This window comes from Peribacillus sp. P4_B1 (assembly GCF_056402395.1).
Genome location: NZ_JBFUHM010000005.1, coordinates 53,064 through 67,229 on the forward strand (window position 1 = coordinate 53,064; position 14,166 = coordinate 67,229).

The window sequence follows — 14,166 nt, forward strand, 5'->3', positions numbered from 1 at the left end:
TATTTTTAGTAAAAGTAAATGTGTCAAAGAACAGAACTTTCATTTGAAAAATGTACGTTGTCTTACAAAGAAGTTAATTCGTCCCTTGATAGATAATAATTCGTCCTTGGCGTAGATAATTCGTCCTTGACACTGGATAATCCGTCTTTTAACAATATATTCCCCACCTCTCCAATTAGGATAATTTGACAAATGAAGGGAGGTTGAATGCATTTCTGGCGGGAATATGCTATAATTTCAAAAGAATTTAGAAACGGATAAATAATTTGAGGTGTATATGTATGAAGATATCTACTAAAGGCCGTTATGGTTTAACGATTATGATCGAGCTTGCTAAACACTATGGAGAAGGCCCGAAAAGTTTGAAATCGATTGCCCAGACGCATAATCTGTCGGAGCATTATTTGGAGCAGTTGATTGCGCCGCTACGTAATGCAGGGCTGGTGAAGAGTGTCCGTGGTGCGTATGGCGGGTATGTCTTGTCTAAGGATCCTCAGGAGATTACTTCGGGTGATGTCATTCGCGTATTGGAAGGGCCGATTACCCCTGTTGAAGGCATTGAGGATGAAGAGCCGGTGAAGCGCCAGCTTTGGATCCGGATCCGCGATGCTGTGAAGGATGTATTGGATAATACGACGCTTATGGATTTGGCGAACTATAAGGATACGGGTGAAATCAACTCTTATATGTACTATATTTAAGTGATCAGCAATGCGCCTATTATGTGGGCGCTTGCGTTTTTTAATGGAGGCGACAATAAAGTGGACAGAATATATTTAGATCATGCTGCGACTTCACCGATGCATCCGAATGTGATCGATAGAATGATGACAGTCATGAGCCATGACTTTGGTAATCCGTCGAGCATTCATGCTTTCGGGCGGGAGGCTCGCCATGTTTTAGATGAGGCGCGTTCGAGTATTGCAAAAAGCATCGGTGCCGGGCGGAATGAAATCATTTTCACGAGCGGCGGAACCGAGGCGGATAATACGGCGATCATTGGTGTTGCGAATGCTTATGAAGAAAAAGGAAAGCACATCATAACGACGGAGATCGAGCATCATGCGGTTTTGCATACATGCCAATTCCTTGAGAAGTCTGGCTTTGAAATCACATATTTACCTGTGAATGAAGCGGGGCTTATTTCCATTGCCGATTTAAAGGCGGCATTGCGGGACGATACGATTTTGGTTTCGGTCATGTTCGGCAATAATGAGGTCGGAACGATTCAGCCGATTGCTGAAATTGGACAATTGCTCAAAGGTCATCAAGCCATTTTCCACACGGACGCCGTTCAGGCATATGGTTTGATCTCTATCGATGTTCGTGAATTGGGTGTGGATTTGCTGAGTGTAACAGCGCATAAAATCAACGGTCCCAAAGGAATCGGCTTTCTATATATACGTGAAGGCTTGAAGCTGAATCCGCATTTATATGGCGGGGAACAAGAACGCAAACGCCGAGCGGGTACGGAGAGTGTGCCGGCCATTGCCGGTTTTTCAGAAGCTGTTTTAATTGCACAAAGCATGATGGAAAAGAAAAAGGAGCAATACAAGCAATATAAAGACGTATTGCTTGCCGTTCTTGATGGGGCGGATGTACAATATGAAATTAACGGATCAATGGAACAGTCGCTGCCACATGTGCTGAATATTAGTTTCCCGGGTACGAATGTGGAATCGATGCTCGTTAATATGGACTTGGCAGGTGTTGCGGTATCGAGCGGATCCGCTTGTACAGCAGGGTCAATCGATCCGTCGCATGTGCTTGTGGCGATGTTCGGGAAAGATTCGGAGCGTACGAAGAATTCGATTCGTTTCAGCTTCGGTTTGAACAACACGGAAGAGGAAGTCAGGCATGCTGCTGAAACCACCGTGAAAATCGTTAAAAGATTAGTTGGAAGATAATTCCTTCTTTAAATAAATGAGGTGACAGAATGAATAAAGCACCACAAGATACACGCGTCGTCGTGGGTATGTCAGGAGGCGTGGATTCTTCTGTGTCAGCCCTGCTATTGAAGAATCAAGGCTATGATGTGGTCGGGATATTCATGAAGAACTGGGATGATACAGATGAAAACGGAGTCTGTACGGCAACGGAAGATTACAATGATGTAATTGCCGTTTGTAATCAAATCGGCATCCCTTATTATGCGGTCAATTTCGAAAAGCAATATTGGGATAAAGTATTCACTTATTTCTTGGATGAGTATAAAGCGGGCCGCACCCCGAATCCGGATGTAATGTGCAATAAGGAAATCAAATTCAAGGCATTTTTAGAACATGCGGTAAGCCTTGGTGCCGATTATGTGGCTACAGGCCATTACGCACAGGTTGAATACCGGGATGGCGAATACAAGATGCTTCGCGGTATTGATAATAATAAGGATCAAACCTACTTCTTGAACCAGCTTACTCAAGAACAATTGGAAAAAGTCATGTTTCCGCTTGGACACATTGATAAGAAGGAAGTCCGAGAGATTGCGAAAGAAGCGGGTCTTGCTACGGCAACGAAAAAAGATTCAACAGGCATCTGTTTTATCGGTGAACGCAATTTCAAAGAGTTTTTAAGCAATTACCTACCAGCACAGCCCGGTGATATGGTCACGATGGATGGAAAGGTCATGGGCAAGCATGACGGATTGATGTATTACACGATTGGTCAGCGTCACGGTCTAGGGATTGGCGGCAGCGGCGAACCTTGGTTTGTTGCGGGAAAAGACTTGAAGCGCAATCTATTATATGTGTGTCAAGGCTTTGATAATGATGTGCTGTATTCCAATTCCCTTCGTGCAGTGAATGTCAGCTGGGTAGCGGAACATATACCTGCTGGTGAATTTACATGTACGGCAAAGTTCAGGTACCGTCAAGAGGATAGCGGTGTTAAGGTGAAGGTTCTGGAAAATGGTGATGTCGAAGTCATCTTTGACGAGCCAGTCCGCGCGATCACACCTGGACAGGCAGTCGTATTCTATGATGGAGAAGTGTGCCTGGGTGGCGGTACGATTGATGAAGTATTTAAAAAAGGTGAAAAACTGACTTACGTAGGGTAAAATAAGCATGTCCCCAGCTGTGTTTGCGGTTGGGGACTTCTTTTGGATTAAGGGTGTGCTGTCTGAATTCGACCGATGGCTTATGCTATACTTTTTAATATGAAAAATGGAGTGTGAAATGATCATGGATAAGAATCAACAAGGAATTGAGTTTATGCAGCAAGGAAAATACGAAGAAGCGGCGAAAGTTTTTAATGAGGCAATCGAGGAAAATCCAAATGAGCCTGTTGCCTACATAAACTTTGGGAATGTACTGACTGCAGTGGGTGAAACGGATAAAGCGGTCAAGTTTTACAAAAAGGCGATTGAGCTGGATGAAAATGCAGCTGCGGCTTACTATTCATTAGGAAACTTATACTATGAAACCGATACTAAATTAATCGAAGCGAAGGATATGTTTGAAAAGGCTATTCGTTTGGGTCTGGAGAACAGCGATGCTTACTTTATGCTTGGATTGACATTGATGGCGTTAGATCAACCTAAATTGGCGATGCCTTATTTACAGAGAACGGTGGAGCTGAGCCCTGATGACGTTGATGCGAGATTTCAATATGCGCTATGTCTTGCAAATGCGGAGTTATATGATGAATTGATCAATCAACTGAATATAGTCGTGGAACAGGATCCAGGCCATGCCGATGCTTATTATAATTTAGGTGTTGCGTTTGCCGGGTATCGTGAGGATGCGCAGGCGGCGATGGCTTATTTTGATAAAGCTTTGGAAGCACAGCCTGACCATATGCTTGCGGCACACGGAAAGAAACTGATGGAAGAAATGAATGCTGAGTAAATAGACTGCATATGCATGGAAAGGTGGGGAGAAGCGTTGAGCCAGCAAGATTCATTGGATTTGTTTTCAGAAGAGAAAATGTTCATGAAAGGAAGTCATTTGGTGACGATCTTTCATAATGAAGAAAATATGTACTCGGTTGTAAGAATTCGTGTGCATGAAACGAATCTGAATTATGAAGAGAAGGAAGCTGTCGTGACAGGTTACTTTCCAAGGATGCATGAGGATGAGATCTATATTTTTTATGGGGCGATGAAGGAACATCCGCGTTTTGGCCTTCAATTTCATGTAGAGCATTTTCGCAAGGATTTGCCCCAATCAAAGGAAGGCATCGTCAGTTATTTATCCGGTGACCTGTTCAAAGGCATTGGAAAAAAAACAGCCGAGAGCATTGTTGATACACTAGGGGAAAAGGCAATTTCCAAAATTCTGGCTCAGCCTTCGTTACTTGATGAAATCCCGAAGCTATCCGGGGAAAAGGCAAAGGGCCTCTATGATACATTAGTCGAGCATCAAGGTCTGGAGCAGGTAATGATCGCCCTGAATCAATATGGCTTCGGTCCGCAGCTGTCGATGAAGATTTATCAATTGTATAAACAGGATACGATCACGATGGTTCAGGGAAATCCATATAAGCTCGTAGAGGATATTGAAGGGATCGGTTTTGGACGGGCGGATGAGCTTGGGCATCAGCTTGGCATTTCCGGCAGCCATCCCGACCGAATCAAGGCTGCGTGCTTGTATACACTTGAATCACAATGCCTTCAGGATGGAAATATCTACATAGAAGCCGAGCAGCTATTGGAAGCGGTCAAGCGATTGCTTGAGGAAAATAAACGGGATCGCATAGAGTTCACGAACATTTCCTCGGAAATAATCGAATTGACGGAAGAGGGAAAAATCGTTGTCGAGGATCAACGAATTTATCCGCCTTCACTTTACTATTCTGAAAAGGGAATTGTTACGAACATCAAGCGGATACTCGCACAAACCGAGTATGAAGACCAGTTCCCGGAATCGGAATTTTTACTGGCCCTTGGGAAGCTGGAAGAGCGTCTAAATGTTTCTTATGCCTCAGCTCAAAAAGAGGCGATACAAACAGCCCTGCAGTCGCCCATGTTGATCTTGACGGGGGGACCTGGTACTGGTAAGACGACGGTAATCAAAGGGATTGTTGAGCTATATGCAGAGCTGCATGGTGTATCCATGGACATTAATGATTATAAAAAAGAGGGAAGCGATCCATTTCCATTCGTTCTTGCGGCTCCTACTGGCCGTGCAGCGAAACGAATGGCCGAATCGACTGGACTCCCCGCTGTTACGATCCACCGTTTGCTGGGGTGGAACGGGAGTGAAGGCTTTTCCCATGATGAGGATAATCAGTTGGATGGCCGGATCGTGATCATCGATGAGGTTTCCATGGTGGATACATGGCTGGCCAATCAACTGTTTAAGGCTTTGCCGGAAAATGTCCAAGTGATATTGGTAGGTGATGAAGATCAACTGCCATCGGTTGGCCCTGGGCAGGTTTTAAAGGATTTGCTTGCGTCGAATTGTGTGCCTACTGTCAGTCTGGAACATATTTATCGTCAAGCTGATGGCTCATCGATCATTGAATTAGCCCATGGTATCAAAAAAGGAAAGCTTCCGGATGATGTGACGAAGCAGCAAGAAGATCGATCGTTCATTCGCTGCCAGACCGGGCAAATCGCTCAAGTAATCGAGAAAGTGGTTGCGAATGCGAGGACGAAGGGTTTCACCGCCAGGGATATACAGGTGCTGGCTCCCATGTATAGAGGGCCTGCCGGGATTGATGCACTGAATAAAATGCTTCAGGAAGTGTTCAATAGCAATGCGGATGAAAAGCGGCGGGAAATTAAATTCGGAGACGTGATATACAGAACGGGAGATAAGGTGCTTCAACTGGTTAACCAGCCAGAGGAGGGTGTCTTTAACGGCGATATGGGTGAAATCGTGTCCATATTGTTCGCTAAGGAAAATACCGATCATGTCGATAAAGTAATCATATCGTTCGAGGGAATCGAAGTGACATACACGAAACAGGACTTGAACCAGATTACACATGCTTATTGCTGCTCCATCCATAAGTCGCAGGGAAGCGAGTTCCCCATTGTCATTTTACCTGTAGTGAGAAGTTATTATCGGATGCTCCGCCGTAATTTATTGTATACGGCGATTACCCGCAGTAAAAATTTCTTGATCCTTTGCGGTGAAGAAGATGCATTCCGTCTAGGGATCGAGCGTAATGATGAGATGCGCCGGAAAACGACTTTGCGTGAAAAGCTGCGGGAGATTTTGAGTGAAGAGGATATGCCGGTGGAAAAGGGAGAGGTGCAAGAGCGTGAAGCAAGTTATCTTGAAATCTTCACGAATGCTGACCCGATGATCGGGATGGAGGATGTCACGCCTTATGATTTTATGTAGCTGATGATCAATGTTTGGTTCTTCATTTTGATAAATTTTGTTTGAAATTCATAGTTTTGGTGGAACTAATATAGAATATAACTTATATGAATGTGAAAGAGCAGGGGGGATTTGGATGAAAAAAGGTTGGATAATAGGAATAGTCGTTGTCGTTTTACTTGTCATTTATGGGGCATCTTCCTACAACGGTCTTGTAAGCGCCAATGAAGACGTAGACAATAAGTGGTCACAGGTGGATAACCAATTGAAACGCAGAGCGGATTTGATTCCGAATCTTGTCGAAACGGTGAAGGGTTATGCTTCGCATGAAACGGAAGCCATTAAAGCGGTGAGTGATGCACGCTCGAAGTTGGCAGGTGCCAATTCGACTAAAGATGCTATTGATGCGAACCAAGAATTGAGTGGGGCTTTAAGCCGTCTTTTGGTGGTTGTCGAGAACTATCCGGATCTAAAGGCCAATGAAAACTTCAAGGGTCTCATGGATAGTTTGGAGGGGACGGAAAATCGCTTGGCGGTAGCACGGAAAGACTATAATGATGAAGTTACCAACTATAATAAGACGATTAAACGTTTTCCAAAGAATATGATGGCAGGCGCGTTCGGGTTCGATACCAAACCATATTTTGAAGTGACCGATCAAGAAAAAGAAACGCCAAAGGTTGATTTCGGGAGCGATAAATAATGAAAAGACTCGCTGTGTTTGCGCTATTTTTCATTCTCACGTTCAGTTTAGCAAACGTAGTCGCAGCACAACCTAAAATTCCTGAACCAGTTGGGGATATATATGTCCAGGACTTTGCCGGAGTCCTGGATGATCAGGAAAAATCCGAACTCATCGAGCTTGGGAAACGGTTGGATGATGCCACAAAAGCACAAATTTCCGTTTTGACGGTGGATTCGTTGGAAGGATCTGAGATTGAAGAGTACTCGGTACAGGCATTTAGGTCATTCAAGCTTGGTGATGCAGAACTGAACAATGGAGTCCTCATCGTTCTGGCCAAGAAAGAACGGAAAATCCGTATTGAAGTGGGGTACGGTTTGGAAGGTGCCATTACCGACATAAGATCGGGACAGATTTTGGACAATGTGGCTATCCCCGAGCTGAAGGCGGGTAATTCCGACCTTGCCCTGACTGAAACCTATAAGGCCGTATATAACGATGTCACGAAAGAATATAACTTAGGTGACGAGTTTCATCAAGATCTATCCGTTCAGCCCGAGTCAGAAACTTTTCGGCCATCAGGTTTACAGATTTTTCTCATTATCATCGTTGTCATCATCGTATTCATCATCGATGCCAAGTTCTTTAAAGGGTTTTTCCTTCAAATATTACTCAATATCCTCTTGATGTTCATCAGTCGCGGAGGTGGCGGTGGCCGTGGAGGCGGCAGCGGTCCACGGGACGGCGGCGGCGGAAGTTCCGGCGGCGGAGGTTCCAGCAGAGGATGGTAAGGTGGATCTGACCGGGAAACCGGTCTTTTTTTATGCCCGCTCACTGGATATCGGTAAGGTCGGGCAACAATGGAAAACCTTTCAGCACATCTATTTTCATGATGAAAGAGATAATAAAAATGTTCGGAAAGGCGGGATGACCTTGCGGACGTTTTCTTTATTGAAAGGGATGCCGATTTTTACAACCAAAGGAGAAAGGATCGGCACGGTCCACGATTTATCGATATCTGAATCGGGTCAGGTAACAGGCTTGGTCATTCATCAACAGGCATTGTTCAAAAGAGCTTTTCATTTAAAACTGGACGAAATATCTTCTTTCGGTCCAGATGGGATCTTCATCGTCCATCAGGATTCAGCCCTAGGGAAAGTGCCTGCGGATTCCATGTGCTTAACGAAGGACGAATTATTGGGACGCATGCTTTTTTCAGAAATGGGTGAGGAGCTTGGTTTACTGCAGGATGTATATTTTAGGGAAAAAATGGGCACGATTATAGCGTATGAAACAACGGATGGGTTTTTCTCGGAGTCGACAGTGATAGAATCAAAACAGCCGCCTGCATTTGGGAAGGATACCATCATTGTTTCAGTTTATGAACAGTGAGGTGTCCATTTTGGAAATGAAATGTCCGAATTGCCGCAGTAAAGATGTTGGGAAGATTGGCGTTAATCAATATTATTGTTGGAATTGCTTTATTGAAATGACCTTATCCGAAGGGATCATTAATACGCACCAAGTCGAGGAAGATGGAAGTTTAAGCTCTTTGGACGACTTGTTTGATGAAAATGACCGCCGCTTCAGTATGTAATTAACGGAAGAGGTGTTTGCAATGGCTAGACGTTCACGCAATAATCTAATGAATATGGGTTCGGACTTGATGAACTCGAAGATGATCAAACGGAATATGAAGAAAATACGCAAAAGATTAAAATCATTATTATAATCCGAATGGGTGTCCTGATAATGGGGGCACTCTTTTTTATGTATGAAAACCTTCCGCCTTTCGAAGAATAAATGAGCGGGAGGTGTTTAATTGTGAGTATTCGTCTAAAGTGGTTTTATCGCCTGGGTTTTTTATTGCTCTTATTTTTCGTTATCTATATTTTTATGAAACTTAAGCCCATGTGGGGACCTGTCGTTACTGTTTGTGTGACGGTACTGCTGCCTTTTTTGGTTGGTGCGTTCATCAGTTATTTGCTGCACCCGGTAGTGGAATATTTAAATGAGAAAGGGATGCGTCGCTGGCTTTCGATTACAATCATCTATTTGCTGTTTTTCGGAGGGGCTGGTTTTGCTGTTTATAAAGGCATTCCTGTAATGGTCAGTCAGGTTCGAGAGCTGTCGGAAAGCGTACCGGAACTGATTGAACAGTACAGGAGCCGGATAGATAAGCTTAATCATCAAACGGCGGCCTGGCCGTTCGGAATTCATGAAAGATTCGAAGAAGGTGTCATCCTTTTTGAAGCCTGGCTGAAGCGTATGCCCGAAAAGGCAATGGAGTATGCAATGAAGATGATTGATTTCATCTTACTGATTGCGTTGATTCCATTCATTGCTTTTTATATCCTGAAAGATTTCACGGCATTAAAAAAAATGGCATGGTATATGACACCGAAAAAATGGCGAAAGCAGGGACGGGCATTCGTTCGTGATGTGGATGCGTCACTTGGAGGCTATATCCGCGGTCAAATCATCGTCTGTGCCGTGATCGGTTTAATTTCCTCGCTGCTTTTCTGGATAGTCGGAATGCAATATCCGCTGCTTTTGGGGGCGATAATCGGAATAACGAACGTCATTCCCTATTTCGGTCCCATAATCGGGGCCATTCCTGCAGTGATTATCGCCGCGACAATGTCAGTGAAAATGGTATTGATCATTGCGGTCATCGTGCTTGCACTCCAATTCCTTGAGGGGAATATCCTGTCGCCGCTAATAGTCGGTAAAAGCCTTCATATGCATCCGCTGTTCATCATGCTTGCATTATTGGCCGGTGGTGAAATAGGCGGGATCGCGGGCATGGTCCTTTCGATTCCCATTTTGGCAGTGTTGAAAGTTTTTGTTCTGCACGCCCGCGTTCACTTTAGAAAGAAGCCGTCCCTTGTTGACAAATAAAAGTCTTGTGAATATAATCCATTACATAAGATAATTCGTTGAAGGATGAAGTATGCTGAAGTCCATCTAAAAGAGAGGGGTCCCCTAGGCTGAAAGGGACTGCAAGGTGAAGAGCAGCAGAAAGCTAGTCCTGAGAGCAGCTAATACCTGCCGTCATGCCGCGTTAAGGCTTTTATGAAGGTGATGGACATGGGATTTCCCTGCGTCCATAATCAGGGTGGTACCGCGAGTCAACTCTCGTCCCTGTTTTTGGGATGGGAGTTTTTTGTGTGCTCAAAATTACATAATTTTAAAAGGAGGATATATATATGAAGTATTTAACTGGTGCTCAAATCCGCCAAATGTATTTAGATTTTTTTAGTGAAAAAGGCCATAACATCGAACCAAGTGCGTCATTGGTTCCTCATGAAGATCCATCACTGCTATGGATAAATTCAGGTGTCGCTACTTTAAAGAAATATTTTGATGGACGGGTGATTCCTGAAAATCCAAGGATTACAAATGCACAGAAGGCAATCCGTACAAACGATATTGAAAACGTGGGGAAAACTGCACGTCATCATACGTTTTTCGAAATGCTCGGTAACTTTTCCATTGGTGAATACTTCAAAGAAGAAGCCATCACATGGGCATGGGAGTTTTTGACGGATGAAAAATGGATTGGGTTCGACAAAGAGAAATTGGCTGTGACAATCCATCCAGAAGATGATGAAGCATTCGAACTCTGGAATAAAAAAATCGGTGTTCCTGCTGAAAGAATCATTCGTCTGGAAGAAAACTTCTGGGATATCGGTGAGGGTCCAAGTGGCCCGAATACAGAGATTTTCTATGACCGCGGACCAGCATACGGCGATGATCCGAATGACCCGGAACTATATCCAGGCGGGGAAAATGAACGTCATCTAGAAGTCTGGAATCTTGTGTTTTCTCAATTCAACCATAATCCTGACGGCTCTTATACACCTCTTCCAAAGAAAAATATCGATACGGGCATGGGACTTGAACGTATGGCTTCCGTCGTTCAAGATGTGGCGACGAACTATGATACGGATTTATTCATGCCTATCATCCGGGCAGTCGAAGAAATCTCCGATGTGAAATATGGTGTCGATGCAGAAAAAGATGTTGCATTCAAAGTCATTGCCGACCATATTCGTACGGTAGCCTTTGCGGTAGGTGACGGTGCTCTTCCATCCAACGAAGGGCGCGGTTATGTATTACGCCGTTTGCTTCGAAGAGCGGTTCGTTATGCTAAGCAAATCAACATCAATCGTCCATTCATGTTCGAGCTTGTGACGGTCGTTGGCGAAATCATGAAAGACTTCTACCCTGAAGTCCTCAAGAATAAAGAGTTCATTGCAAAAGTTATCAAGAATGAAGAGGAACGCTTCCATGAAACTCTAAATGATGGACTGTCCATCCTTTCTGAAGTCATAAAAAAGGAAAAGGAAAAAGGCGGTACGACCATTCCGGGCAGTGATGCATTCCGTTTATATGACACATATGGTTTCCCGATCGAGTTAACGGAGGAATATGCTGAAGAAGAAGGCATGACGGTCGATCAAGCTGGATTTGAAAAAGAAATGGATGCACAGCGCGAACGTGCCCGTTCAGCGCGTCAAGATGTTGATTCCATGCAAATCCAAGGCGGGGTATTGGGAGATATTAAAGTTGAAAGTGAGTTTGTCGGCTATGATCAAATTGCGGTCGAAGCCAAAGTTTCTGCCATCATTAAAAATGGCGAGCTTGTAATGGACGCACAAGAAGGTGAGGAAGTTCAGGTAATACTGAACAAGACTCCTTTCTACGCGGAAAGCGGGGGTCAAATAGCTGATAAAGGAACGATGGCTAATGAATCCGTTAAGTTGGATGTCCATGATGTTCAAAAAGCTCCAAATGGCCAAAATCTGCACCGTGTAACTGTGGCTGCCGGCACTTTAATGTCAGGTTCCGATATCGTTGCTTCGGTAAATCATGAAAATCGCATCCATATCACGAAAAATCATACAGCGACACATCTTCTGCATCAGGCGTTGAAAGATGTGCTAGGTACACATGTCAATCAGGCAGGTTCACTCGTACAAGCTGAGCGCCTTCGCTTCGATTTCTCTCATTTTGGCCAGATAACGGCAGAAGAGATTGAGCGGATCGAAACGATTGTAAATGAAAAGATTTGGCAAAGCCTTCAAGTGAACACTGATTATAAAAACATTGAAGAAGCCAAAGCGATGGGCGCAATGGCCCTGTTCGGCGAAAAATACGGCAAGATTGTCCGTGTCGTGCAAATAGGCGATTATAGTCTTGAACTTTGCGGTGGCGTTCACGTCCCGAATACCGCGGTAATAGGCTTGTTCAAGATTGTTTCAGAAAGCGGCATCGGTGCGGGAACTCGCCGGATAGAAGCGGTAACGGGTGCAGGAGCATACAAATTGATGACTGATCAAATTGGTGTCTTGAAAGACGCGGCTGCTAAATTGAAAACGAACTTGAAAGATGTACCGTCAAGAATTGAAACGGTCTTGGCTGAAGTGAAGGATCTTCATCGTGAGAATGAAAGCCTGACTGCAAAATTAAGTAATATTGAAGCAGGAAGCCTTGTTTCTAACGTAAAAGACATAAATGGGGTTCAAGTATTGGTGGCGAAGGTTCAAGCTACCGACATGAATAATCTTCGTGCCATGGCGGATGATTTGAAACAAAAGCTCGATTCTGTCATTATCGTATTAGGATCGGCTCAAGGTGATAAAGTCAATTTGATTGCCGGAGTCACGAAGGATTATATCGATCGCGGTTTCCATGCAGGTAAATTGATCAAAGAAGTTGCTTCCCGTTGCGGCGGAGGCGGTGGCGGACGTCCAGATATGGCCCAAGCCGGCGGAAAAGACCCAGAAAAATTGGATGCAGCACTTAATTTTGTTGAAGAATGGGTCTTATCGATTTCATAATCAATGGAAAGTGTTGTACAATGTAGGTATTAGTGGATTCTGGACGCTGAGGAGAGGTGCATGTTAATGAGTTCCTTTGATAAAACGATGAAATTTAATTTTCCCGAAGAACCATTCGAAAGAGATGTACAAGAAGTATTGTCTCAAGTGTATGTTGCACTTCAGGAAAAAGGTTATAACCCGATCAACCAGATTGTCGGTTATCTATTATCTGGTGACCCGGCCTATATCCCGCGCCATATGGATGCTCGAAACATTATTCGTAAGCTTGAACGCGATGAAATCATCGAAGAATTGGTTAAGTCGTATCTTAAGAACCATCGAGAGGAATACTAATGCGCACAATGGGACTTGATTTAGGTTCAAAAACCATCGGCGTTGCCGTGAGTGACGCGATGGGGTGGACTGCACAAGGATTGGAAACGATCAAAATTAACGAAGCTGGTAATGACTTCGGCTTTAAACGTCTCAATGAAATAATAAAAGAGCATGAAATTTCTAAAATTGTCCTAGGTTTACCTAAAAATATGAATGGAACCGTTGGACCGCGAGGCGAGATCAGTCAAGATTTCGCCAAACGATTAGAAAAAAAATTCAAGCTGCCTGTGTTTCTCTGGGATGAACGGTTGACAACTATGGCGGCTGAACGTGTCCTTCTTGAGGCGGACGTGAGCCGAAGCAAACGCAAGAAAGTCATTGATAAAATGGCAGCTGTCATGATTCTGCAAGGTTTCTTGGACAGACAAACAAATTCAATATGAGGTGGAATACAAATGGAACACGGCGAAAACAACATTACAGTAGTAGATGAAAACGGAAACGAGCAGCTTTGCGAAATCCTTTTCACATTCGACTCAGATAAATTCAACAAATCTTATGTACTTTATTATCCGATGTCTGCAGAAGATGAAGAGGAAGAAATTGAAATCCACGCTTCATCATTCGTACCAAGCGAAGATAATAAAGATGGTGAACTTACACCGATCGAAACCGAAGAAGAATGGGATCTTGTCGAAGAAATGTTAAATACATTCCTTGACCAAGAAGAAGCTGAAGAAGAATAAGATTAGAAATAACCGACCTCGATCAGGTCGGTTTTTTCATTTATGTACCAGCAATTTATCTTCTCTCTACGAATAAAAGAATAAAAGTAGCGAGCGGACCCAAAAATAATGATAGCAAGAACCAATTCAACGCCGTTCTATTTTTACCTTGAGCAAGTCCGGCGTTTATGAGTGCCAATGTCCCCCACCCTACAAAATAAGAATTATCCAACTCCTTCACACCTTTCTTCAGCTTATAATTAATAATAGCATTCCTTCATGCGTATTCCAGTCATTGCCTGAAAATTCTTTACACATGCAGGGGGGAA

Annotated in this window: 15 protein-coding genes; 14 read left to right on the forward strand and 1 reads right to left on the reverse strand. The window is 43.9% G+C overall.

Annotated elements, in window-relative coordinates; genetic code table 11:
- The first annotated feature begins 281 nt into the window (after positions 1-281).
- The 14 genes from cymR (at position 282) to AC1DVK_RS04205 (ending at position 13,858) form a co-directional block, all read left to right on the forward strand.
- Positions 282-701 (forward strand): cysteine metabolism transcriptional regulator CymR, encoded by a 420-nt coding sequence (gene cymR, locus AC1DVK_RS04140; RefSeq protein ID WP_089361582.1) that lies wholly within the window; start codon positions 282-284, stop codon positions 699-701.
- A gap of 60 nt (positions 702-761) precedes the next feature.
- Complete coding sequence (locus AC1DVK_RS04145; RefSeq protein ID WP_477625917.1) at positions 762-1,907, forward strand: cysteine desulfurase family protein; 1,146 nt, start codon at positions 762-764, stop codon at positions 1,905-1,907.
- Between the two features lie 29 nt (positions 1,908-1,936).
- Positions 1,937-3,052, forward strand: coding sequence for a tRNA 2-thiouridine(34) synthase MnmA (gene mnmA, locus AC1DVK_RS04150; RefSeq protein WP_317777383.1), 1,116 nt, complete (start codon positions 1,937-1,939; stop codon positions 3,050-3,052).
- A 124-nt stretch (positions 3,053-3,176) separates the two neighbouring features.
- Positions 3,177-3,842 carry a tetratricopeptide repeat protein gene (locus tag AC1DVK_RS04155; RefSeq protein ID WP_477625918.1) on the forward strand — a complete coding sequence of 222 codons (666 nt, stop codon included), beginning with the start codon at positions 3,177-3,179 and terminating at the stop codon, positions 3,840-3,842.
- Between the two features lie 36 nt (positions 3,843-3,878).
- Positions 3,879-6,287 carry an SF1B family DNA helicase RecD2 gene (gene recD2 / locus AC1DVK_RS04160; RefSeq protein ID WP_477625919.1) on the forward strand — a complete coding sequence of 803 codons (2,409 nt, stop codon included), beginning with the start codon at positions 3,879-3,881 and terminating at the stop codon, positions 6,285-6,287.
- A gap of 115 nt (positions 6,288-6,402) precedes the next feature.
- Positions 6,403-6,969, forward strand: a complete 567-nt coding sequence (locus AC1DVK_RS04165) for a LemA family protein (protein WP_410861883.1) — start codon at positions 6,403-6,405, stop codon at positions 6,967-6,969.
- Positions 6,969-7,739 (forward strand): TPM domain-containing protein, encoded by a 771-nt coding sequence (locus AC1DVK_RS04170; RefSeq protein WP_410861882.1) that lies wholly within the window; start codon positions 6,969-6,971, stop codon positions 7,737-7,739. The genes AC1DVK_RS04165 and AC1DVK_RS04170 overlap by 1 nt, the downstream gene beginning before the upstream one ends.
- Positions 7,666-8,340, forward strand: a complete 675-nt coding sequence (locus AC1DVK_RS04175) for a PRC-barrel domain-containing protein (RefSeq protein WP_477625920.1) — start codon at positions 7,666-7,668, stop codon at positions 8,338-8,340. Before AC1DVK_RS04170 ends, AC1DVK_RS04175 begins: the two co-directional genes overlap by 74 nt.
- A 16-nt stretch (positions 8,341-8,356) precedes the next feature.
- Positions 8,357-8,545, forward strand: a complete 189-nt coding sequence (locus AC1DVK_RS04180) for a hypothetical protein (RefSeq protein WP_089361771.1) — start codon at positions 8,357-8,359, stop codon at positions 8,543-8,545.
- Between the two features lie 227 nt (positions 8,546-8,772).
- Entirely contained in the window at positions 8,773-9,849 is a 1,077-nt protein-coding gene (locus AC1DVK_RS04185) for an AI-2E family transporter (protein WP_477625921.1), read from the forward strand.
- Positions 9,850-10,157: 308 nt separating this feature from the next.
- On the forward strand, positions 10,158-12,794 hold the full coding sequence (gene alaS, locus AC1DVK_RS04190; protein ID WP_477625922.1) for an alanine--tRNA ligase: 2,637 nt from the start codon (positions 10,158-10,160) through the stop codon (positions 12,792-12,794).
- A gap of 66 nt (positions 12,795-12,860) precedes the next feature.
- Complete coding sequence (locus tag AC1DVK_RS04195; protein ID WP_034311358.1) at positions 12,861-13,130, forward strand: IreB family regulatory phosphoprotein; 270 nt, start codon at positions 12,861-12,863, stop codon at positions 13,128-13,130.
- On the forward strand, positions 13,130-13,555 hold the full coding sequence (ruvX, locus tag AC1DVK_RS04200; protein ID WP_061464156.1) for a Holliday junction resolvase RuvX: 426 nt from the start codon (positions 13,130-13,132) through the stop codon (positions 13,553-13,555). The genes AC1DVK_RS04195 and ruvX overlap by 1 nt, the downstream gene beginning before the upstream one ends.
- 12 nt (positions 13,556-13,567) lie before the next feature.
- On the forward strand, positions 13,568-13,858 hold the full coding sequence (locus AC1DVK_RS04205; RefSeq protein WP_034308630.1) for a DUF1292 domain-containing protein: 291 nt from the start codon (positions 13,568-13,570) through the stop codon (positions 13,856-13,858).
- 55 nt (positions 13,859-13,913) lie between these two features.
- On the opposite strand, the gene AC1DVK_RS04210 is transcribed toward AC1DVK_RS04205, so the two are convergent.
- A complete protein-coding gene (locus tag AC1DVK_RS04210; RefSeq protein WP_176431779.1) occupies positions 13,914-14,069 on the reverse strand; it encodes a hypothetical protein in 156 nt (51 codons plus the stop codon).
- Positions 14,070-14,166: the final 97 nt, after the last annotated feature.

Coding starts and splice junctions, on each gene's coding strand:
- alaS (WP_477625922.1), top strand. CDS start 10,158: ATGAAGTATTTAACTGGTGCTCAAATCCGCCAAATGTATTTAGATTTT.
- cymR (WP_089361582.1), top strand. CDS start 282: ATGAAGATATCTACTAAAGGCCGTTATGGTTTAACGATTATGATCGAG.
- mnmA (WP_317777383.1), top strand. CDS start 1,937: ATGAATAAAGCACCACAAGATACACGCGTCGTCGTGGGTATGTCAGGA.
- AC1DVK_RS04205 (WP_034308630.1), top strand. CDS start 13,568: ATGGAACACGGCGAAAACAACATTACAGTAGTAGATGAAAACGGAAAC.
- AC1DVK_RS04180 (WP_089361771.1), top strand. CDS start 8,357: ATGAAATGTCCGAATTGCCGCAGTAAAGATGTTGGGAAGATTGGCGTT.
- AC1DVK_RS04170 (WP_410861882.1), top strand. CDS start 6,969: ATGAAAAGACTCGCTGTGTTTGCGCTATTTTTCATTCTCACGTTCAGT.
- AC1DVK_RS04195 (WP_034311358.1), top strand. CDS start 12,861: ATGAGTTCCTTTGATAAAACGATGAAATTTAATTTTCCCGAAGAACCA.
- AC1DVK_RS04155 (WP_477625918.1), top strand. CDS start 3,177: ATGGATAAGAATCAACAAGGAATTGAGTTTATGCAGCAAGGAAAATAC.
- ruvX (WP_061464156.1), top strand. CDS start 13,130: ATGCGCACAATGGGACTTGATTTAGGTTCAAAAACCATCGGCGTTGCC.
- AC1DVK_RS04165 (WP_410861883.1), top strand. CDS start 6,403: ATGAAAAAAGGTTGGATAATAGGAATAGTCGTTGTCGTTTTACTTGTC.